Below are 23249 nucleotides of genomic sequence, written 5' to 3' on the forward strand. Positions count from 1 at the left end.
TTATATCTTTTATGCTTATCCAGATAGTGACCCAAGAAGGCTTGTTAAAAGACTTAATATTGCTTTTAATAGTTCTTCTAATAGTTGCATTAATACATTTAGGAGGTCACTTAACAATGTTGTTTCTGCCATTTTTGGTCTGATTATTCTTATTAGCAAGACATTTAAATACTTTATGTCATCTGAAGATGTTTAATTATTGATATTTAATATAATTTTTTTGATAAAATTCTAGTTATCTATTGAATGGGTTAATCTCATTTCCATTGCGTTTTACAATTGATTGATATCATGTATAATAGAAATGAAATTATTAATATAATACCTATTTATTTCCTATTAACTCATATATGATTCTATTTTCATATCAAGAAGAACTTAATGATATGTAGCGAAACTTGAGTGTCTAGTTTTATGGATTCACAATTAACGTTAAAGTTTATTTTATAAGATGAGATATGGTTAATTCAAGACATATAGCCATATTTCATTATCGATATTTCACATATCGTCACATCATATTTTTATATTTTCAAATAAGAAACGGTATTATTGATAAGAAATGTTTTTATACTGCTGATTGTATTTATGGTTGAGAGAAAATGTTCTTTATAGAAAGTTTGTTAGGGCTAGATTCGGCGTTAAATGGCTTGTTGACGTCGTTAGCATCGTTGTTGCAAAATCTTTTAGAGTTAGTGGTTCAACTCTTGCAGACTCTACTGGGAGCGTTAGCAAGCCTGTAAATTAAGAGAAATTTTTTATTTTTATTATATTATTCTCATTTTTATTTGTTAATACTAATATTTCTATAAATAGAATAAGGTAAATGAAGTATTAAGACTATATTAGAATTACCGATAAACTATAGAAATCGCTGAGAAATTTATTATATAGGATATATGAATCATTTTAATCACTATAAAAAAGATAATATCTTATAATTAATGTTCCAAAGTCGAATTTATTTATCAATTCTAGAGAAATTCGTATTAGTATAATTACTTTTCCTAATAAATATTACATTAGTGTCATGTAATGAATACATGTTATCATATAATATCTAGATCTATTTTCTAAATTTCGTACCAGTTAAATCATAAGCACGTACTATAATTTAGGATATATTATTATTATTTTTAAATAAAAGATGGTTCCAAATACATCATAATGTTGGTCTTTTCTATCTTATTTCGTAGAGATATTTAGATATCTAATAGTATATAGTTATGTTATTATAGGTAAGAATTTATGTAAAATATAGTTTTATATTAAGCAGAATTAGATTCTATCTTAGTATATAACAACAAAATTTACTTCTACGTCTAGGAAGATTGATTAAGTTTATATTCGAAACTACTAATTTTGTTAACCTAAAGTAGGAGGTCATTATATCTTAATATTATTGATAGTGAATCATAATATTCATGGTACATAAATTAATTTTTATTCGATTTTCTTTTGTGAATAATCTTAAATATTAAGTTTGGTATCTAACATTTATGATTAAAGAGCATGAAAGAATTATTACTGGTCATTCGACTTATATAGACGATATAACTCCAAGCAATGTAGCTTATTTATATGTTATAAGATCTAGGATCGCTAGAGGAATTATAAAAAATATTTCTAGACCAACTAAAGGACTTTTATCCTTAACTTGGGATGATGTAAAAGCATACATTCCAGCAAGATTTTTTGGAGGAATGGAAAGAAATTCTCAAATAGCGAGAATGCCAGTTTTAGCAAAAGATAGAGTAAATTTCGTTGGCCAACCAGTTTTAGCTGTTGTAGCTGAAGACAGATATGAAACTGAAGATATTGCAGAAGACGTATCCATTGATTATGAAGAACTAAAGCCAGTAGTAGATGTAGAAGATGCCTTAAATGTAGAACCAATACACCCAGAGTTAAAAAGTAACATTTCAGTAGATCAGCTACTGGAGGGAGGAGATTTAAGGTTAAAAGAAAAAGCTGAAGTCGTAGTTCGAAGGAAAATAAAACAAAGTAGAGTTGTTTCGAATCCACTAGAGCCTAAAGGATTTATATGCTGGTGGGAAGGAGATATTCTAAATATATATGTATCAACTCAAGCTCCTTTCGGAGTAAGAAATGATTTAAGGGAAATTCTAGGCATTCCTCCAGAAAAAATAAGAGTATTGTCTCCGCCAAATGTAGGTGGAGGATTTGGAAATAAAAGCGGAGGATATGCGGAGTATGTTTTAGCTTCTTTAGCTTCATTGAAACTTCATAGACCAATAAAATGGATAGAAACTAGGAGTGAGATCTTAAATAATGCTCAATCCTTGGGAAGGGGCGAAGTTTCAGATATGAAGCTTTATGCAACGAAGCAAGGGGAGATTCTTGGGATGGAAGGGACTGTAATAGCTAATATTGGTGCATATGATTATGGAATTAATTATTTTGCCTCATCTTTCGTTGCTAGATTAAGTAATGGTCCATATAAAGTAAAGTTTGCTTCGATTAGAGCTATGTCAGTCTTCACTAATACTCCTCCAATGGGATTTTATAGAGGAGCAGGAAGACCGGAAGCTGCGTTAATACATGAGACTTTAGTTGAAGATTTAGCTGATGAATTAGGTATGGATCCTGTAGAGATAAGAAAGAAAAATTTAGTAGATGATTCTGGATATGTAACTCCATTAGGATTGAAATTTGATCCCGCTGGTTATCATGAAGTTCTTAATAAAGCAGAAAATTATTACAGGAAAATGAAAGAGATTCATAAGGATAAAGGAGTATCAATAATAGCTTTTACAGAAATAGTAAGAGCTTCACCAGGTGAAGGAGCTAGAGCTAAGATTCATGGAGGAAAAGTATACTTTTATTTAGGTTTAGGTCCACATGGTCAAGCTTATGCTTCATCGTTTAAAGGAGTAGCATCGCAAGTTTTAGGTATTGATGAAGATAAGATTGAGATAATAACTGGAAGTACTGATAACGTTAAAGAGGGAATAGGGAGTTTTGGATCAAGAGGAGGTACTGTAGGTAGTTCTGCTGTTATTGCTGCTGCTGAAGAACTTTTAAAGAAAATGAATGGTAAAATTGATCTTTCAAAAGAAGAAGAAGTAGAAGTATTTTATAAGACTGATGATATTTTTGCACCTGGAGCTCATGTTGCTGTTGTAGACGTAGATAAGGAAACTGGATTATTCAAAGTTATCGAATATTATGCTGTTGACGATGTTGGAAAAACATTAAATAAGGAAGAAGTAGAAGGGCAAATAATAGGTGGAGCACTACAAGGGGCATCTCAAGTAATGATAGAATCTATGAAGTATGATGAAAATGGCAATCCATTATTTAGTTCTATAGCGGACTGTGGAGTTTTATCGGCTACTGAAGCTCCTAGAAATATTCATGTAGATACAGTGGAATATCCTTCTGGAGTTTTATCTCACAGTAGAGGTGTGGGAGAAGCAGGAACTACTGGTGCATTACCTGCAGTTTTCATAGCGCTAGAAAAAGCTACTAAGAAGAAATATAGCAGACTACCAGTAGATCCTCAAATTGTTTTAGGAATCTAATTGATTTTTCAAAGAGTTTTTATTTTGGGTTATTCTATTATTTTCCCTCTATGGATTAAGTATTCTTACTTTTCAATGATAGTTATGCGTTATATTTATATGTAGAAATATTTTTAGCAGTAGGATTATAATAAATACTTTTATGCTAATTTCTTCTCTGTGATCGAAATAAGAACTATATGCACATTCTGTGCAGTTGATTGTGAAGCGACTACTCAGCTCTTATCGAAATGTGAAAATAAGCAAGTATTTATTTTTATGATTTTTAGAATTTCCCCAATTTTACTGGAGAGTAAAATGCAAGGAGAAATAGCGTTAAGCTTATTTTAGTAGAAGCTAAAGATAAATAACGGGGGCTCAGGCTGACTCTCTGTCATCAGTCAGGTGCCGGGCAAGTCATCATTTGGCACCCTTTTTTAGTTATGCGAATTTTGAGGTGAGAAAAACCCCACATCTTAAAGTTGAATTTCTTCAAATATTTTTTAAAATGACAGATACTGTCTTAATTTCTTTCTCTCATACTTAAATGGAAAAATTATTGCGAACTTTGTAGTACTTAAAAAATAGTAAAGCTATCGTGTTGTATTTTCAACTAATTTTTCAATATATTCCTTAATAGTATCTTCAAGTTCTCGAGTTCTAGACAAGTTTGTAAGAAAGTTATCCATAATTTCTATATAACGTAAATTAAAGAGGTAAAGCTTATTACGTTAAGGTGAGAAATAAGAAATAAGGGGGGGCTCAGCTCGTAACACGTTCATCATAGGTTAGCGCTTTGCTCCATTTATCTTTGTGCCCCTCCTCCTCATCCATATAGTTACTCTTTATAGAAAGGTTCGTTCGTATTTTCCTTTTTTCACCGTTTCCCAGAACTGTAATGGCTGACTGATGAGGGTTGTGGTTGTCTGTGTGGAGCCTCCACTGTATATCATCTCGTGAGGTGGTGTATAGTAAGTTTACCTAGAGAAGCAGGAAATCCTCATCGCGAAGTGGGCATGCTCCGTCGTAAGTGTGGATTAGTTCATGCTTTCAAGTGGCGCACAAACTAGTATAATACATAAAGCAATATTTGAAAAAATAAGATATAGTTACTTCACATTAGACCATAATACTACTGCTACACTATCCATGCTCATAGCTAATGCGGCATATTCAGGAGGTAAATATAAGGGATATAGAACTCCTGCAGCTATCGATACCAGGATAGAATTATAGACGAAAGCCCAAACTAAATTCTGCTTAATCTTATTTACGGCTCTTTTACCTTGCGAAAATACATCAATGATAGAATTAACGCTTGGAATAACGATATCTCCAGCATATTTAGCTATTTCTGTTCCATTAGAAACAGCTATTCCAACATCGGCTTCCTTTATAGCTTGGGCATCATTAATTCCGTCTCCTACAAAAACTACTTGTCCTTTGTATTTCCTAACTAAATCTACTTTTTCGTCTGGAGATAATCCTTTGTATAGTTTCACTCCTAACTTTTGTGCAACTCTATCTGAAGCAATACTAGGATCTCCAGTAGCAATAATTATTTCTTTCCCTTGTTCTTTTAGTCTTCTAATAGTATCTTCAACTCCTTCTATAATTTCGTCAGTTAGCCAAATGCTTCCTTTTATTTTTCCATCTACACAGATTAAAATATCCCCTTCTACTTCGTTACTTTCGCAATTCTTAAGAACAAACTCTCTTTTTCCTATGATTACACTTTTTCCATTTACTTCTCCATACACTCCTTCTCCAGGAAAATCGTTAAAATTCTCAACTTTTTCTTTCTTTTCAGATAACGATGAAATAGCTTTTGCTATTGGGTGAGAACTATAGCTTTCAACTGATGACGCTAAAGCTATTGTTTCTTCGTCAGCCTCTACTCTTTCTACTTGAAACTGACCTTTTGTTATAGTTCCGGTCTTATCAAAGATTATTATTTTAGTTTTCTGTAATTTTTCTAAAGAATCTCCATTTTTTACTATTATTCCTTTTTTAGCTAATTTATTAACAGTTGTTAAAACTGCCATAGGTGTAGCTAATCCTAAAGGACATGGGCAAGCAGCTGCTAAAACTGCAACTGAAAATAATACATCCATATAAGTAGGAAAATGAAGGATAAATTTCCATATTAGAAAAGTAAGTATAGACACAGAAATTATTACTGGAACAAAAATGGAGGACACTTTATCTACTAGTTTCTGAATAGGAAATTTAACGTTTTGAGATTCTCTAATGGATTGTATAACTTGTGATAAATATGTAGAATCTCCTGCTCTCGTAACGTATACTTTTATATTTCCTTTTAGAAGAATAGATCCTCCTATTACTGGATCTCCTTTAGTTTTCTTTACAGGCGTAAATTCTCCAGTAAATATTGATTCATTGACATCTCCTTCTCCTTCGTCAATTATTCCATCAGCTGGAATAATTTCTCCAGATTTAACTATTACAATATCTCCAACTTTCAAATCAGTTGAATCAACTTTCTCTTCTTTTCCGCTTTTTATTACAGTTGCCTTTACTGTTTGTAATTTTACTATAGCATTAGCTTCTCTTCCTTTAAGGTACGCTTCTAAAGTCTTTCCTACTAACACGAAAGTTATTAATAATGATGCAGCATCAAAAAATACAGGTCCATGAACAAAGAGAGAGTATACACTATAGAACCAAGCTACGTTAGAAGATAATGAGACTAAAGTATCCATGTTTGTGGTTTTATTTTTAAAAGCTCTGTAAGCTCCAGAATGAAACTTTAATCCAGAGTAAAATTGCACTGGGATTGAAGTGAAGAGAGAGATTAAGTCTAATCCACTATATTGAAAAAACAGAGTTACAGATGTAAATATTATTGCCACAATTAAGCTTGTAACGTAACTTAAGAATTCTTTTCTTGCAGCTTCTATTTCTGGAATTTCCTTTTTTGTATTTTCAATTTCTGCTTTATATCCTCTTTTTTCTAATTCCTCCCTTATTTTCTCAGCATTTATTGTTACTGGATTTATTTCTAAGTAAACTATACCATTAACGTTAACTATAGCTTTAATTACGCCATCTATTTCTTCTAATGTTTCTCTTAATTTGTTAACGTCTTCTGGATTTATTTTAACTCTTAACGTTATTTTTTGAGTTAGTACATCGTATCCAGCTTTTCTTATAGCTTCAACTATGTCTTTTAAATTAGCGTTGGAAAACTGAATTTTGGTTTGTCCGGTAGCTAAATTTACATTTACATTTGTTACTCCTTTTACTGAAGAGACAGCTTTAGATACTGATGCTACACAAGTTGCGCAATGCATGCCTATAACTTTAATTTCTTGGTCTTTCAATCTAAGGCTGTTAGCTGTTATTTGCTTTTTGTCTTCATTACTCATAAGATGATGTTTATTTTTTACTTTTTTATCTGTTATTCTTTACATTTGTTTCTTTTGATTTAGAAATTTTTTATCAAATTCTTCTTCAAAAATTCTATAAGCTTTTTCGTCATAAAGTACAACGTAAATTTCCTTCAAATAATTTGGAGAGAAATTTAGAAATACATCACTCATTATCCTTGCGCAAATTTCGTATGGATATCCGTAAATTCCAGTAGATATGGCTGGAAATGCTATAGAAGAGAGTTTTAATTCTTCAGCTTTTTCCAAAGATTTTCTTATTGCTAATTCTAGCTTTTCTTCTCCTTCAATACCAAATATTGGACCTACGGCGTGAATAATGTACTTAGCTTTTAATTTTCCTGCTGTTGTCACTGCAACTTCACCTGTTTTCACTGGACCATGAAGACGTATGTATTCATCACTTTCTTTTTGAATCTGGTAGCCTCCTTTTCTTACAATGGCATATGCTACTCCTCCTCCATGAGATAGATAAGAGTTAGCTGCATTAACTATAGCATCTGCTGAAACGTCAGTTATGTCTCCCTTTTGTAAAATTATGTTAGCCTTAAAGGGATATGTTTTCATAATTTTTAATATGGATGAGATAATTTAAAACTGACTTAGGATTTTAGATTTTATTCTCGTTAGCCTATTATCACTAGATTCTGTTATTCATGTTCTTACTGAATTATCCAAAAATCAATTTTCGACTTTTACTCGTAATAAAAAGGAGTACATAGTGATTGAAATTAAACAGTTATAGATAGAATATGTTATTTCTAGATAAAATTAATTTTTGATGAAAATAAAGGCTTACATATTTCTCATGAATACGTATGAGTCTACTGCCTTATACTTTCTTATTATTTCGTTGTATACTTCTGGATATTCGTCTTTTAAGTATTCTAATGGCATGTCAGTATATTGTGGATTATAACTTTCTTTTTGCTTGTCGTCAACTTTTCTCTTCAATGCTAGTCTCATATCTTTATCACCATATAATATATTGGCTTGCTAATTTTTAAAGTTTATTGCTAAAGTTTAAATTGATCTCGTCATCTTTAAGACGTATAATACTTTTGACTTTATCCTTAACTATGTAACTAAATAAAAATATTATAGAAGTTTAACGGTAGAAAATTCTAGATTTACATTTCATAAACTAAGGATGCTATTAACTTTTCATTATTTGAGAGTAATAATTCAACATTGTATATATTCCCAGGAGTGAACATTCCCGATAAACTGAATTTTACTTTAATTGAGTTCTCTCCAGGGTTAACACTTTTTGGAGTAATATCTAAGACTGGTAAGTCATATCCTTGTATTTGAGCAGAAACTATTTCAGCTTGAACATTAGAATATACTTTGAAATCTGCTAAACCGGTACTCTTTAAAATTCCATAACCAATTGTTTTGTCCTTTACTGTAATTTCCATAGGTGGTTTTGGTGGGATTTTAGATATTTTTTCAATTATTTCTGATGACGCTACGTAAGATATGATGTAACCTATTGGTAGGGTAACAGTTAATCCAATTAGTATTCCTGCAATAATAGTTAAATTATTTTCATAATGTTTTCCGATATCGTAAAATGTTAATCCAATTAATACATCTCCACCTACAATAAGAATTACTCCTACGTAAAGTAAAGGAAGGAAAATATCGCTAAAAAGAATTGCTATTATTCCAAAAATAAATGTATTAATTCCTGCTGTACCTAAGTTACTCCTTATGTCATAGAACTTTGATAATCCGTAAAATCCATATCTTAGTTTAGTAAATCCATAAATTAGTACAAAATATGAAGCTAATTCTATGATGAGGAATTCAAAGCTTAAACCGAACGTTCTATCTACAATTACTCCAAATATTAACCCTATGTCTACTATAACAGCTACTAAATAATACAGTGAACCGTCCTTTACATTCTTCATTGCTTGAATTTGTGATTCCATATATTACATCCTATTTTGCAAATAGAAAATACTAACTATTTCTCTCCTAAAAAAATAGACAAAAAATGTTCCTAATTGAAAATTATAATCCATAAAAGTAAAGATACAAAATCACCGTTAAGTATATTATTGAGGCTATTGTAATCCATAGTTTTTTGCTATTTATCAATCTAAATTTCTTTTCAATTAAAGAATCTAAGGAAAAGTATGATGCGCCATAATAAATAAAATAAGCGTCAATGCACATCATTAATAAATTAATTCCATACTCTTCTGCTCCTGTCCATGCTGCGGACAAAAAGTAAATTAAATTAGTATAAAATGCGGCAGTTGATGCTAATCTAGTTCCAAGGCCTAAAAACATTAATGTACCAAAAGTAATTTCACCTATCATAACAAGTTCTCCAGTTAAAATAGGATGCGGAAAAGCTACAGCATACAAGAACGATTTAATTATTGATCCTTCAGAGAAATAAAGAATAGTAAAGCCTACATAAGAGTTTGAATTAGGATTAAGGAAACCTGGGTTTAATAATTTATCGAAAATTCCAGCATTAAGCCAAATAGATGCAGTTACTAGTCTTACTAATGTTATCCACATTTGATTTTGTTCTATCTTACTCATCTATAATCACCATTCTAGATATTCTATTTGAAATAGAATAAATATAATAAGCAGAAACTCCTATTAATATAACTCCAAGTACCATTGGAGATACCAAACTTAGAGCCTGCAAAATTCCTCCAGTCCAGGCTCCTACTATAAAAGTACCATATTTCCATGTAATTCCCTTAGCAAATGGTAACGTTCCTGAAGCTAAGTACAGCAAAGAATTAATAGCTGTAGGAGTTAAGCAACAAACTCCCGCTATAGTGCCTATTGAAGGTACAGATGCTGTCAAGAACCCTCCTGCTGTACTTAATCCATAAATTCTGAATCTTTTAGGTACAGGAAAAGAATAAATATTCAATGAAACATAAACTAATGAAACAATGTAATATGAAAGGATTAAGGATAAAGTCAATATAGCATCGATAATAAATCCTAAAAATAGTAGTGTACTATTCGAAACTAAATAGACACTTCCTATTAATTTATATACAGTAATTCCACTTCCTTCATAAGTTATAATGCTTAATTGAGTAAAATAAGAATCAACGTTTATCCCAGGTATAATGAGAAGTCCAGAAGTGATTAAGTAAGAAATAAAATATAATGCAGAGTAAACTATTATTAAAGATCTACCTAAATTGTCTTTTATCATTGCCTTTACCACGTTTCTAATCCTCATCGGTCCAGAGACTAGTATAAATCTATTAGATTTTCTTCTGTATAGGAAATAACCAAGAATAATTGAAATAGATATACAAATAACTGAAAATAAGAGAAAAGGTGTAGTAAAAGTAATTTGTCCAGTATCTGACATTGGAGAATACCATAAATTTAGAATTCTTACTCCATTAACTATGACAGGTAATAAAACAGTAAAATCAATAAAAATTAAATAATAAAAAAGAGGATGAATTACTTTCTTTTTTCCTTTTTCTATCATTTAACTTCACCTAACAGTGAAGACCAGTAACTGGTGGTAATAATACATTATCTACTAAGTACGTTGCGGCAGATGTTTGTAGAGGAATTACGGCAGATGGTGCTGTAGTTAATGGAACTTGATAGACTACGCTCATACTTGAAAGAGATATAAGAACTATCATACCTCCAGTCTTTACATTTCCATGAATGACAACGAACGCATAGCTTCCACCAGGAGTTATTTCAATCTCTGATAAACCTGGAGATGAAGTACTTGGTAAAGAAATTGTATTAGTTACAGTAAAACTTGAAGTAGAAATTACTGCTACTTCATTAGTACTAGCTGAAGCCTCTAAATAATATTGTCCGTTTGGAGTAAATACTCCTCTCTGCGCTACTACAGTACTGGGCATTCTAACCATTCCTTCATACGATAAGCTAGGTAATGAGTAGAACCCTACTGAATTATTACCTGAATATTCTACTGCTAACATAGTTCCCTGAGAATTCACGGTTAACATATATGGTTCTGATCCTGGAGATGCAGCCAAAACTTTCATTACTTGTCCATTATTTGCGTTTATTTCATCTACACTATTGTTAAACCTCATGGGTACTAATAGATAATCTCCATTTGGAGCCCATCTAACATCACAAGGATAGAAAGTCCTACCAGTTGGTGATACGAAAGTTTCGCTCCATACGACGTTTAATGTATTCAAATTAATGACTTCTACAGTTCCTGAAGGACCGTCTGCTATTGCTACATATTGCATATTTGGTGAATAAGATACTCCTATGAACCCAGTAGAATTACCCACAACAAACGTTTTAACTACTTTCATTGTCTGAGAGTTTATTGCATATACTGTACCATTATTTAAAGGCATGAAAACTATATTTCCTTTGGATATCATTGAATTATAAGGTAATTGAACCCAGTAGAATACTTGTGTAGGTACGCTTAAAGAAATATTTACTACGTGCTGAAATCCAAGAAAACTATCTGATGAAGAAAATGGATTTATAACCATTGCTATTCCTTTCTGAGTTAGTACTAGAAAATCGAAATTATTGCTAGGAGCAGTAGTTGATGTAGAAATGCTAGAGATGGATGTTGTCGATGTTGGAGAAGTAGTTGTTGGTGTTCTTAACATTAAATATGCTGCACCGAAACCTACTGCTATAATTATTACAAATCCTGCTAACAATAATAATTTATAGTTCATATCATTTGTTATGAAATTTAGGTATTAAAATCTACTCAGTTTATAAACCCTTTTTATCATTCATAAGCAAAAAAGAAATTAAATTGTTATTATAAGGTCTACTTTATCTAGGACTTTATCGTAAAAATCTGGAAAACATCCTATTTTAGCTTCTGGAATTAATTTATCAGCTAAATTTCTCATGTAGACGCATTGGTCACAAGCTTGTAAATATATTCCTTTTTCTTTGTTTAATTTTGCTAATCTTTCTGCTAATGGATTATCTCTCATTAGGAGGTAAACGTTATTGTCTATAAAGAACATTCCTTTTACTTCTGCGTTATGTCTGTCTTCCTCTAATTGAGGTACTATCATCTGGCCTAAAATGTAATTTCCTAAGCTAGATTCAATTATATATGCTATTTTCTTCAAGCTTACTCACCACTTGCTTGATTACAGACGTTACAAATTGATTTCTAGTTAAACCTTTTATATTGTCTACAGTTTTTATTGCTGTATCAAAATCTATGTGTTTGTTTTCTGCATATTTTTCGCATAAAGCTTCCATAACTATTATGAGGAGAGGGCATTCACTACATTTGTATTTTAAAGGATATTCTTCCTCTTCTTTTTTCTCTTCTTTATTGATGTAATATAATTCTAAGGTTCTTCCATCAATTTGAATTTCTGCTATTTTTTCATATCCTTTAGGTTTTTTATTTACTCTAAATATCTGTCTAGAGAGAAAGTCAGAGGCATATTTTCTTTCAACTACACAACCACAATTATCTTTTATCATAATGTTAACTAATTTATAAAAGATAAAAAACTTTAATGCTTTAAATAATAAATGTTTATTAATCCGTTGAAATTATTTATCATGTTTATTGCATCTTCATCGTAAAGTTTTATGTTACCATAATCTAACCTTGCCGAAATTATTTTTCCACTATCTTCTAAGGCTGTAAGAAGCCATCCTCTTCCTTCAGGCGAAGCAACGATCAAAGTTAGTCCTTCATAAGAAAGTACATCTTGATTAATCGTCTCTGTCTTAATTTGTTTTTCTATCTTATCAAAATATAAATACAATTTTGCTATTGAGCTTTCATCTCTCATAAGATTTTTGACGTCAGATAGATCTAATTGAAAGTCTTCTTTTCTTCCACATATAAAAACGAATGATGCATAATCACCCATATTTCTTACAAAATATTTACATCCGAAAGTTTTAGCTACTTCTGGTAATGTATACAATACAGCAGCTGGATGATCTACTAGAACTTCTATTGTATCATAAGGTTTTGCTTTTAATATCAGTTTTTTTGATTCTATTTCTGGAATAGGGCATGTAGTACCTCTCAAGTCTAATGATACTGATGGTTTTGTTTCGAATATTTCTAAGAGAGATGCATTTTTCTGGTTACTTGATATTGATGTTTTAATTTCATTTATATATCCTGAATATTTCTCTAAATTTTTAGCAAGTCTCCAAACCAATGGTTTTAAGGCTACAGTTAGAATAGAACTACAATGTAGATTAATTGATGCTTCTCTACCATTAAAAGTAATTGTAATATAGAATTTCCCATTTTCTTCAATTATTTCTATAGAATTTGCTTTGACACTAACTAGAGTATTAAATTCTGTTTTTAACCATTTTAATTTACATGAGTAACCGTAATCCAATCTTTTTATATTTTTTAGTAAATATATATTCCCATGTTTTTCTATATCTAAGAGCGGAGCTATATTCTCAGATTTTATTTTCACTTGCATTAATAAACACTTGTTCTCAAAGATTTATTTATACTTTACGTTAATAAGAATTATTTAAAAACATATTCAGTAAATTAAAATAACTATTAATATGTTATTATTAAAAATCGTATTTAATGTTTATCTTATTATAAATATCTAAATTGATTCACTAGTATACAATTTCAGTTTAATGAGTTCAATAGAAAAGATTTTTATTTATAAAGATCATGATAATTATGATGACAGATTACGATTCTAATACAGGAAACAATGAAAAAACTTTAGACTTAAGGGGAGAGTCATGTCCTGTGCCAGAAATGACAGCAAGTAAAGAATTACAGAAAATAAATAAGGGGAAACTAATAATTTTAACCGATCATGCGCCTGCAATAGAAGTCACACTTCCATCATTATGTAAAAGTCTTGGATTAAATTATGAGATAAAAAACAAAGGAGATTACGTTGAATTTATAATTTATAAGGAATCAACAGAAAGTAAAGAGGAAGAAGATTCAATCTCGTTCTCAAAAAGTATAACAATAGATTCAGAAAATGATATAGTGGACAAATTAACTGATCCACATTTTCTTATGTCTTTTGTTCCACAAATTAAGGCAATAGAACAAATTCAACCGGGCAATTTTATTCTTCATATTAAATGGATTTTAAATTTTGAAACTCCATTATATTTAAATTATCAGAAGACTCCAAGAGGAGGTTTAATATACTATACTGCATATGAAAAACTTCCAATGATGAGAATTAGATTTGGTTGGAAAATAATTATAAATAAAACAGTAAAAGAAAATATTATTGATATTACAGAATGGTATAGTGGTCCTTTTAAATCGTTTGCATCTACAGCAATAAAAAAACATTTATCTAAGGCTGAAGAAATATTACCTACGATATTAGCTAAAACTTAATATCTTATTAAAATTTAATAACTTTTTTAAACAAATCATTAAATATGAAATCTACAATAGACCTTTTAGGATTATGCTGTGCAGTTCCACAAATGATAGTTTATTCTAAGCTAAAGAAAATGAAAGACGGAGATATTTTAGAAGTCATAGTAGAAAGGAATAGTTCTCAAGAAAGAGATATAGTAGATTTATTTCAATACTTTAAAATTAACACAGAATTAAAACATTTAGATGAAGATAGAGTAATGTACATTGTGAAAAAGGAATGAATAACTCATAATTTATAGCTCTGAAAACTTGAATTTCTTTTTTATATAATTAAATGACATTTATCTATTAAATAGAATATTATATTTTATGATTTTTATAATAAAAAATCATTAATAGTATGTAAACAGAAGATACACTTAACATAAAAAATCTACTGTTAATCAAGTAACTTCTAATTAATATCATAGAAAATAAATAAAGGGTTTATAAATACTTAACTCTTAAATATTGTTTTATTTCTTAAATAATGATAGGTGTGAAAAATGAGCGAAGAACTAAAAACTAAAGAACCAAATGATACATTAGATGTAAGAGGAGAATCATGCCCTGTCCCTGAAATGATGGCAAGCAAAAAACTTAAGAAAATGAAGGCAGGTCAGATCTTAGAAGTTTTAACAGACCATCAACCAGCAGTAGACGTCACATTACCATCCTTGTGCAAATCATTAGGATATCCATACGTAATATTAAAGGATGGAGAAGTGTATAAGGTGAGAATCCTGAAGGTGAGTTAATGCCTCCAATGGTATTACAACCTGTTTTTTCTTATAGCTGGGAAGTAGTTTTTGCAGTATTTGCTCTTTCTGGATTTATTTTAGGTTGGGCAGCACAAAGAGGAAACTATTGCTTTGTAAATGCTATGACTTCAATATTTACAGTAAGAAGCTTTGAAAGATTTGGAGCTTTACTACTTCTATTTGGTTTATCTGCATTAGGAGCAGGATTATTAGTAGGATTAGGAATAATTCCTGCTAGTGATCAATATTATTTTAACTATTTTGGAGGATGGTACATTTTAGTAGGATCTATAATTTTTGGATTTGGAGCAGCTCTAGCTGGAGGATGCAATTTATCAATGCTCTACAGAGCAGCTTCTGGATACGTACAAAATTGGATAGAGTTATTCGGAATGATGATAGGAACTTACATATTTGCTATAGGAATTTGGCCATTCCAATTATATACAATGGAAAAAGGAATTCTCTCTACTACATCTGGAGGATACATAGAATACCTTCCATATTTAATATTCCATAACGTTTCAGATTCCTCAATACTAATTACTACGATCATTTACTCAGCTCCTTTAATTATTTTAGGTATATATTTACAGCATAGAACTAAAAGCAAATGGAAATCTTTTGCCGGAGGAAAAATGCCTGGAATATCAGCCTTTTCTAAAATGAATTCTTTCGGAATACCTACTCCAACTGAATTGCCAAGTAAAATTAGATTAAGTCAAGATGCAAAAGACATGTTATTACTTAAGAAACCTTACGGAACAAATCTCACTACAGTAATATTAGCATTAGACATGCTATTAGTATTTATAGTAGGGTCAGGTTACACTTTCAATTACTTAGTTATAACCTCATCAGACGGAGGAAGATTTTTCGAATATATAATGATGATAGCAGGACAGCATTTGTTCCTAACTACTCCATGGTTTAACGATTCATTACCAATAGTAGATACTAGCACTCTAATGGTAGTAATGCTATGTGTAGGTGCATTTTTTGCATCATATCTAAGCGGAGACTTTAAGATAAGGATTCCTAAGGATAAGAAAAGATTAGGTATAGGCTTCATAGGAGGAATACTAGTAGGAATAGGAGTTAGAATGGCTTTAGGATGCAATGTAGGATTAATGTGGACAAACTTCGCTCAGATAGGATATGATGGAATAATATTCCTATTCGGTATGTTAGGTGGAGTATACTTAGCAGTAAAAGTTCAAGAGAGGTTATAAAAAATGCAGTCAGCATATATTAGAAAACTTTTAGCTCCACTTATACTTTCGTTATTCGCCATAGGATGGTATAAATTTAGCCTAATTTACTTAGTAGGATCAGATAATTTAGCGTTACAGCATGGAAATTATGCAGTATACGTAGTTCCTCAGCAAATGGAGGGATACTTAAATGCTACACTTTGGTTATGTTACTTTTTAGTCTTTGCAGGCTTAAGCATATTCTGGTATAATCTAGTTAAGATATTGCAACAATTAGAAAACGGCAAATCAAAATATGGAATAGTAGACTTAGCATCACCTATTGTAATAGCTTTGGAAATAATAGGACTTATAACTTTAGGAAATTCAATATTAGGTTTAAGCTTAGACGTAAGACTACCTGCATATATTGCAGTATGTTCTTGCTTAATGTGGTTCTGGTATGCACTTGTAAAATATGTAAGGGTGACTCAAATTGCAGGATAAATATTCCTTCTTTATGATATCTGGGGATCCAGAAAAACTCTATATGGGTTACATAACTGCGATAGGCTATGTCTCTTCAGGAAATAAAGTATACATGTTCTTTACAATGGATGCGCTAAGAGGCGTATCAAAAGAAGCAGAAAAAATCGTTATAGGAAACGAAAAACCATTGAAGTATTATATAGATAATTTGCTCGAATTAGGAGAAGACGATGTTGAGCTAGCAGCATGTGAATTTGGAATGAAAGTAAAAAACATAAAAGAAGAAGAATTACTTCCTAAAGTAAAGATCAGCGGAGTTTCAGAATTTGCATTAAAAAGTTCTGAATCTAAGTCAATCTTAGTTTTTTAAGATCTTTTCTTTTAAAAAAATTTAATTTATAATATATTCATTTTATATTTTTCTTAAACTCCAATAGATAAGATATCCAAATAATCCGTAAAATACGTGAGCTAGGACGTAGATTAAAGTAATTTTTATTGGAAAAATAAGGAGATGTACAGGCAAGCTAAAGAGAGCTAATACAGCAGATCCAGTCAACAGTCCTAGTATTATAACTGAAAATAGTCCATTCATTTTTATTCCAGATTTTTCTATCAAGAAAACAGCTACAAAGAAAATTATAGTAGACGCAATTATATGCAAAATAATTCCTAACGGTATTGAATATACTTTCAAGATATGAAAAGATAATACAGAGAAAATATTTAGATCATTTAAATAAAATATAACATCTATAAGCCCAGCAAAAAATCCTGCCAATAAGGATTTAAACATAGAAGAATATTGAAGGTCAACAAGAATATACGACTATCGCTGATATGTATTTAACCTATTGAATTAGATTTTTGGTATTATGAAAGGGGTCTCACAATACGATGCAATATTAGTTTTTGCTATAAATTTAGCTCCATCACAATCTCAGCTACAAAGTTTCTTCATACTAGTTCAAAATGCATTATAAGTTAACTCTTTTTTATTTTCAATCTATATGGAATTATTAAATATTTATTTTAGAACTCAACATTCAATTTACTTGATCTAGGAAGAGATGAACACATTTACAAAAAGTCATATATTTATTATACTTAATGAAGTTATATTAATGTTCCAAAAATATACGTAGTAAACTCCTCCCTCATTGAACGCTACCAATAATTCTTCATAGTAGATAGGCGAAATTGAAAGATAAAAGGAATTTATTTCCCAGCTAACGTTTAGAGTAATTAATCCTTTAGTAATAGGTACATGATAAGCATTATTTAATATTATACCATTAGATTCTAAAGGAATAATTGTATGGTTTTTTCCTTCAGATAAAGTTATATTGACATAATTATAAACTGATGAATTATTTATGCCAGTATAATATACTAATATAGGAATAATTATTAAATTTCCATTTTGATATACATTTATAGTAGAAGCATTTATATTAGCGGTAGGTGGGATATTGAAGAAATATCCCAAAACAGAATAATCTAATGTAGCATTTATGGTAATATTATTTGATGATGAAACGTATGATGAAGAATATACATAGTAAGATAATAATATATTGTGGTGGAAAAGTAATGTACCATAATAAGAATCATTATATTCATTTGCTTTAATAACATTTAGAGTTGTTATTTTCTGATTTTCATAGTAATAATATATAACAGAATTCTGATATAAAGGTAGTATACTAATTTCAAAAATCAATAGTATAGCAGCAAGACTTAGTAACTTTTTCATTAATTATGTATAATATTTTAGGGAGTATTAAAAGTGTTCTAATTTTATGTGCAAAATTTTCGTGTAAGATTCTCCATAAAATGAGGTCATAAATACTGCTTTATAGAAGCTTTCTACTCGCACTATGATAAATAAAAATCACGTATTAAAAATAAAGTTAAAAAGTTATTTCCTTCTAATTAATAATACTACTATTGCAATTATGATTATTACAACGATAATCCCAGCTATTAGTAGTAGAGGTATAGAGGATGTTGTAGTATGTGTTGTTGTAGAGGTTGTTGGTACTACTGTGCTTGTTGTAGTGCTTGTTGTTGATGTTGTTGTAGACGTTGTAGATGTTGTTGATGTTGTTGTAGTGCTTGTTGTTGACGTTGTAGTAGTTGTTGTAGTGGTGGTGCTTGTTGTTGACGTCGGTGGCACTATTTGTGCGAATTTGATTAATATTGTTGTGTTTTTGTCTAGTGTTATTATTCCTGAAGTTATGTTTTGTATGTATCCTGAGATGTTTTGTATTTTGTATTGATATGTCCCATACGGTAGTGTTACTGATATTGTGTTTGTCGTTGATGTGTATGTTGTTCCGTTTATTGTTATGTTCCATTGTGTTCCTGTTGGTAGTCCTGTTTCTTCGAATGTTAGCGTGTATTTTGGAGGTACTATAGGTAATTTGTATATAATGGTTACACTATTTGATCCAGTATTTAATACATAAACTGTTGTTCCGTTGTATATTATTTGTCTTGGGGTTTGCCCAACTTGTATAGTATTAATGACATTACTTCCTGATAAAATGAAAACGCTACCAGAAGTTAAACTTGAAACGTAAGTATAGTTTGTATTAGGATTATATAGTATATATGATGGTGATTGTATACTAGTTAAATTATAAATTACAGTATTGTCTTTAATTATCGAAATATTACCACTGCTTGAAATGGCATATATATAGTAAGGTGATATAACTATTTGAAATGGATTATTAACGTTGTTTATGTTTGCTATTACTTTTGTTCCATTAATAACCGAAATATAGTCTGATAAGGAATTTGCTACGTATATTAGTCCATTATACTGATCGTAAGTCACTGAATACGGGTATTCTCCTACTGTTATGTTTGCTATTACTTTTGTTCCATTAATAACCGAAACTGTACTAAATCCAAAATCTGCTACATATAATAGATGATTTTGTTGATCGTATGTGAAACTTACAGGATCAGCCTTAACACCTAGTTTTGCTATTACAGAAGTTCCATTAATGACTGCTATAGAATTAGTTCCAGATACCGATACATAAACATAATTATTTGACGGATTATAAATAATAGCATTAGGGTATTCTCCTACTGTTATGTTTGCTATTACTTTTGTTCCATTAATGACTGAAACGCTATATGAATTTAAATTAGCTATATATATAAGATTATTAGAAGGATCGTATGCTATAGCATCTGGTTCTTCTTGAACTGTTATGTTTGCTATTACTTTTGTTCCATTAATAACCGAAACTGAGTTTGAACCTTCGTTTACTACATACAATAACCCTTTAGCGTAAACCATAGCAGTAGGTGATTTTCCTACATTTACTGTTACTACATTAGAAGTTTGAGCGGTTGATTGTATCGAATAAAATGTCATAAATGATAGAATAAAGGCACTAATTATCAACATACTGATAATTTTCCTAATAATAAGAGTATTTAACATTTGTATAAAGAAGGAATGTTGTAATATAAGTTTATTGGGAAGTGAGTTTGGCTAATTCCTTAAATACTTACTATTAATTATATTATTAGCCTAATCGATTATCTAAAGCAATTTTTATAGAAGCAATATAAGTATCCTATGAGCATTGAAGATACTCCAAAGGATATTTCAAATGAATAAAGCATTATATCAGTAAATAAGTCTTTTTGTGTTAATAGGTAAAGTATTCCATTACTTCCTGCTATAGAAATAGCTGCAATATTTACTATTGCTAAGAATCTTGGAAATAATAATCCTGTTTTATTCGCTAAAATAAGTAAAAATATGGAAAGTAAGCCAGTTGCTAATGCAAATACTATATGTAGATAAAGAAAGTCCTCTGGCATGCTTACTTTAATTTTTCCTGAATCAATTAGAGCTCTAATTAAGCCTAAGGAAAAAGTGCCAAATAAAAGAAATAATCCTCCTAATCCTAGTTTATATAATTTACTTACTCCATTCATACTCTTTTTCCTCTTCTTTTGTTTTATTTGGATTATTTTCAATTTTTATTAAATCAGCTTTAGCTCTAATATATTTCATGTTTGACAATAATTTAATTCTCATTTCTTCTAGTAAAGCCAGCCAAGCTTCGTCTAAATCTTCTTTTCTAATTTTTATATTTGTTTCTTTTGCTATTGTTTTTAATCCTTGTAGGCATTCCGAAGTTACAGGACATCCACAGCATTGATAAACAGAATTTTCTGGATTATAATAAATCATTCTTTTATTATCGTTAGTGACGAATATTATTTGTTTATCTATAAGAATTCCTTGCAAATTAACTGTGTAAGCTAAAACTGCCTTAAAGGCTATTGCGTTATCAAGAAGTAATCCTAAATCTCTTAATTTATTTATGATAAAATAATAATAACTTTTGCTTATTTCCTTATTTCTTTTATCAGAAGAAAGTACAGATAAGTGCAATTCACTTAATTTAAGAAAATCGTCTTTTTTAAGTAATAAAATGTCGTTGGAAATTATTGGTCTGGAAACCTCATATTCTAGTAATAAACACATAAGTCTATGTTATCTCCATTTATTATAATATTTACTTTAATAATCGTTATAATTCTTCATTAACCTTGTTAATTGAATCTGATAGTAAATTGAATGAAAAATGAGAAATTCAATAATATAAGTTATAAAAATAATATCAAATTATATTTACTTAAATTGTTGGTTCTTTATCCGTTTTAAGATATTAAGAATTGAGATACTTGTTTTTTATGATATTAAAATAAATTAACATAATTTTCATTGACTATATATACTTTGAAACATAAGTAAGGTTTTTTAACTAGTTAATCATAATGTTAATTTAGGGTAAAAAGGTATGTTTGGTAATCTTGCACCAACAGATATACTAATCATATTAATTGTTGCAGCATTAGTTTTCTTCGGAGCAAGTAAAATACCTGAAATTTTTAGAAATATGGGTAAGGCTGTAGGAGAATTCAAGAAGGGAAGAATAGAGTCTGAAATGGAGATAAATCAAATGCAACAAGCTGTGCAATCTCAACCTCAAATTCAACAAAATACTCAGCCTACACAAAACGTATCGGCTTCAGATTTAGAAAAGCAGATTAAGCAATTACAAGATCAATTAGAACAATTAAAAAAGCAACAGACAAGCCAAAGTTAAATTTTTTTACTAAAATATTAAGGAAAATTAAAAAATTATTTAAGCGGTGATGTTAGTGATTGGTAACATTTCTGATATCATAATTGTTTTGATAGTAGGAGTCCTACTGATAGGAGGAGAAAAGAATGCTCCTCAAGTTATGAGGAATTTAGGTAAGGCTTATGAGGAATTTAGGAGAAGGCAATCTGAATTTACAGCAGAATTAAATAAAGAACTAAAGAGTATAGATGATATAAGGAATGAAGGAAATCAAGAATTGATTAAACAAATATCTTATACTCCTCAACAACAAAGTTATTCTTATAATAATAAAATAAGCCAGTTAGAGGAAGAAATAAAGAGGTTACAGTCAGAATTAGAGAGGCTAAAGAAAGATGGTAACAAGAACTGAAGAGTTAGAGAAAAAGCAAGAAGAGAGGCCACTACTAGATCATTTACGTGAATTAGTTCAAAGATTAAGAAGAGCTTTTATCTCAATTTTTGCAACTTTTGCTATATTATTCGGTCTTTCTCCCACTACTATAACAGTTGCTGGTCATACTATTCCCATAGTTTATCCAGACATATTTCACAGTTTTTCGACTTTAATAATTGTAATGTTTATACATTCTGAATTACCTCCTCAATTACATTTAATAAATATTAACGTATTTGATACATTATATTCTTCTGCTTATATTGCGTTCTTTTTTGGAGTTGTAATTTCATTGCCTTTCGTTGTAAAAGAAATTTGGGGATTTATAGCTCCAGGTTTATATGATAATGAGAAGAAATTATTTAGAAATATCATATTACCAAGTAGTTTATTATTTTTAGCTGGAGCATCTTTCGCTTACTTTATTATAATTCCATTTATGTTAAGATTTATCCTATTCTATACTCAGTCTTTAGGCGTTGAGCCTACTTTAGGTTTAAGATCTTTTATAAGTACTGTAGTTACATTAATGTTAGCAGTAGGTGTAGCATTTGAATTTCCTCTCGTAATGACAGTTTTGTCATATATAGGAATTGTAAAACCTGAAACTTGGAAGAGAAATTGGAGATGGGGAGTACTAGGTTCTTTCATTATAGCATGGATGATATCACCAGGAACAACTGGAGGAATAATTGAAACAACTATTGGAATAATCCTTTCATCATTATACTTTGCAGGATATGGTACATCTAAAATGGTAGTTAATAGAAAACTTAGGCAACAAAAATTATCTAGTATACCTCAGAATTTGAAATCAGTAAAAGATACAAGATAAACTTTTCTTTTTCCAAGAAGCTTAAGAAAAAAACACTCTGGTTAATAGTTGCTTTTATTTCTGATATAAGAATTTGCTT

General features: G+C 30.0%; 25 protein-coding genes. 10 read left to right on the forward strand and 15 right to left on the reverse strand.

What is annotated here, in order from left to right; translation table 11 throughout:
• Positions 1–1499: 1499 nt before the first annotated feature.
• Positions 1500–3545, forward strand: coding sequence for a xanthine dehydrogenase family protein molybdopterin-binding subunit (locus B6F84_RS13065; RefSeq protein ID WP_148692650.1), 2046 nt, complete (start codon positions 1500–1502; stop codon positions 3543–3545).
• A gap of 1088 nt (positions 3546–4633) precedes the next feature.
• Here B6F84_RS13065 and B6F84_RS13070 read toward each other — a convergent pair.
• From B6F84_RS13070 to B6F84_RS13110, 10 genes are all read right to left on the reverse strand, one after another.
• Positions 4634–6913: a heavy metal translocating P-type ATPase gene (locus B6F84_RS13070; protein WP_148692651.1), complete on the reverse strand. Its 2280-nt coding sequence runs from the start codon at positions 6911–6913 to the stop codon at positions 4634–4636.
• 39 nt (positions 6914–6952) lie between these two features.
• Positions 6953–7501, reverse strand: coding sequence for an ADP-ribose-binding protein (locus tag B6F84_RS13075; RefSeq protein WP_148692652.1), 549 nt, complete (start codon positions 7499–7501; stop codon positions 6953–6955).
• 228 nt (positions 7502–7729) lie between these two features.
• On the reverse strand, positions 7730–7900 hold the full coding sequence (locus B6F84_RS13940) for a hypothetical protein (protein WP_187152702.1): 171 nt from the start codon (positions 7898–7900) through the stop codon (positions 7730–7732).
• A 164-nt stretch (positions 7901–8064) separates the two neighbouring features.
• Positions 8065–8874 (reverse strand): DUF973 family protein, encoded by an 810-nt coding sequence (locus tag B6F84_RS13080; protein WP_148692653.1) that lies wholly within the window; start codon positions 8872–8874, stop codon positions 8065–8067.
• Positions 8875–8956: 82 nt separating this feature from the next.
• Positions 8957–9499 (reverse strand): TQO small subunit DoxD, encoded by a 543-nt coding sequence (locus B6F84_RS13085; RefSeq protein ID WP_148692654.1) that lies wholly within the window; start codon positions 9497–9499, stop codon positions 8957–8959.
• Positions 9492–10427: a hypothetical protein gene (locus B6F84_RS13090; protein ID WP_148692655.1), complete on the reverse strand. Its 936-nt coding sequence runs from the start codon at positions 10425–10427 to the stop codon at positions 9492–9494. The genes B6F84_RS13085 and B6F84_RS13090 overlap by 8 nt, the downstream gene beginning before the upstream one ends.
• Positions 10428–10437: 10 nt before the next feature.
• Positions 10438–11637, reverse strand: a complete 1200-nt coding sequence (locus B6F84_RS13095; RefSeq protein WP_148692656.1) for a YncE family protein — start codon at positions 11635–11637, stop codon at positions 10438–10440.
• A gap of 78 nt (positions 11638–11715) precedes the next feature.
• Entirely contained in the window at positions 11716–12048 is a 333-nt protein-coding gene (locus B6F84_RS13100) for a DsrE family protein (RefSeq protein WP_148692657.1), read from the reverse strand.
• A complete protein-coding gene (locus B6F84_RS13105; RefSeq protein WP_148692658.1) occupies positions 12023–12415 on the reverse strand; it encodes a hypothetical protein in 393 nt (130 codons plus the stop codon). Before B6F84_RS13105 ends, B6F84_RS13100 begins: the two co-directional genes overlap by 26 nt.
• A 32-nt stretch (positions 12416–12447) precedes the next feature.
• A complete protein-coding gene (locus B6F84_RS13110) occupies positions 12448–13392 on the reverse strand; it encodes a sulfurtransferase TusA family protein (RefSeq protein ID WP_148692659.1) in 945 nt (314 codons plus the stop codon).
• Positions 13393–13613: 221 nt separating this feature from the next.
• On the opposite strand from B6F84_RS13110, the gene B6F84_RS13115 reads away from it, so the two are divergent.
• The 6 genes from B6F84_RS13115 to B6F84_RS13140 all read left to right on the forward strand — a co-directional run bounded on the left by B6F84_RS13115 (position 13614) and on the right by B6F84_RS13140 (position 17140).
• Positions 13614–14300, forward strand: a complete 687-nt coding sequence (locus tag B6F84_RS13115) for a sulfurtransferase TusA family protein (RefSeq protein WP_148692660.1) — start codon at positions 13614–13616, stop codon at positions 14298–14300.
• Positions 14301–14344: 44 nt separating this feature from the next.
• Complete coding sequence (locus B6F84_RS13120; protein ID WP_148692661.1) at positions 14345–14569, forward strand: sulfurtransferase TusA family protein; 225 nt, start codon at positions 14345–14347, stop codon at positions 14567–14569.
• 264 nt (positions 14570–14833) lie between these two features.
• A complete protein-coding gene (locus tag B6F84_RS13125; RefSeq protein ID WP_148692662.1) occupies positions 14834–15085 on the forward strand; it encodes a sulfurtransferase TusA family protein in 252 nt (83 codons plus the stop codon).
• Positions 15085–16320 carry a YeeE/YedE family protein gene (locus B6F84_RS13130; protein ID WP_148692663.1) on the forward strand — a complete coding sequence of 412 codons (1236 nt, stop codon included), beginning with the start codon at positions 15085–15087 and terminating at the stop codon, positions 16318–16320. The genes B6F84_RS13125 and B6F84_RS13130 overlap by 1 nt, the downstream gene beginning before the upstream one ends.
• Before the next feature lie 3 nt (positions 16321–16323).
• Positions 16324–16788, forward strand: coding sequence for a hypothetical protein (locus tag B6F84_RS14140; protein ID WP_236748978.1), 465 nt, complete (start codon positions 16324–16326; stop codon positions 16786–16788).
• Positions 16789–16801: 13 nt separating this feature from the next.
• Entirely contained in the window at positions 16802–17140 is a 339-nt protein-coding gene (locus B6F84_RS13140) for a DsrE family protein (RefSeq protein ID WP_420807182.1), read from the forward strand.
• Between the two features lie 42 nt (positions 17141–17182).
• Here B6F84_RS13140 and B6F84_RS13145 read toward each other — a convergent pair whose 3' ends face one another.
• The 5 genes from B6F84_RS13145 to B6F84_RS13165 form a co-directional block, all read right to left on the reverse strand.
• Positions 17183–17566 (reverse strand): hypothetical protein, encoded by a 384-nt coding sequence (locus B6F84_RS13145; RefSeq protein ID WP_148692665.1) that lies wholly within the window; start codon positions 17564–17566, stop codon positions 17183–17185.
• A 294-nt stretch (positions 17567–17860) separates the two neighbouring features.
• On the reverse strand, positions 17861–18526 hold the full coding sequence (locus B6F84_RS13150; protein WP_148692666.1) for a hypothetical protein: 666 nt from the start codon (positions 18524–18526) through the stop codon (positions 17861–17863).
• Positions 18527–18691: 165 nt separating this feature from the next.
• Positions 18692–20167, reverse strand: coding sequence for a YncE family protein (locus B6F84_RS13155; RefSeq protein WP_187152703.1), 1476 nt, complete (start codon positions 20165–20167; stop codon positions 18692–18694).
• Positions 20168–20334: 167 nt separating this feature from the next.
• A complete protein-coding gene (locus B6F84_RS13160) occupies positions 20335–20739 on the reverse strand; it encodes a hypothetical protein (protein WP_148692668.1) in 405 nt (134 codons plus the stop codon).
• A complete protein-coding gene (locus B6F84_RS13165; protein WP_187152704.1) occupies positions 20723–21295 on the reverse strand; it encodes a hypothetical protein in 573 nt (190 codons plus the stop codon). Before B6F84_RS13165 ends, B6F84_RS13160 begins: the two co-directional genes overlap by 17 nt.
• Before the next feature lie 316 nt (positions 21296–21611).
• Here B6F84_RS13165 and B6F84_RS13170 point away from each other — a divergent pair, with 316 nt between their 5' ends.
• From B6F84_RS13170 to tatC, 3 genes are read left to right on the forward strand one after another with little or no spacing between them, the layout of a single operon-like run.
• Entirely contained in the window at positions 21612–21920 is a 309-nt protein-coding gene (locus B6F84_RS13170; protein ID WP_148692669.1) for a twin-arginine translocase TatA/TatE family subunit, read from the forward strand.
• A gap of 55 nt (positions 21921–21975) precedes the next feature.
• Positions 21976–22311, forward strand: coding sequence for a Sec-independent protein translocase subunit TatA/TatB (locus B6F84_RS13175; protein ID WP_187152705.1), 336 nt, complete (start codon positions 21976–21978; stop codon positions 22309–22311).
• On the forward strand, positions 22295–23170 hold the full coding sequence (gene tatC / locus B6F84_RS13180; RefSeq protein WP_148692671.1) for a twin-arginine translocase subunit TatC: 876 nt from the start codon (positions 22295–22297) through the stop codon (positions 23168–23170). The genes B6F84_RS13175 and tatC overlap by 17 nt, the downstream gene beginning before the upstream one ends.
• Positions 23171–23249: the final 79 nt, after the last annotated feature.

It is taken from the genome of Acidianus manzaensis, from assembly GCF_002116695.1.
Classification (GTDB): domain Archaea; phylum Thermoproteota; class Thermoprotei_A; order Sulfolobales; family Sulfolobaceae; genus Acidianus; species Acidianus manzaensis.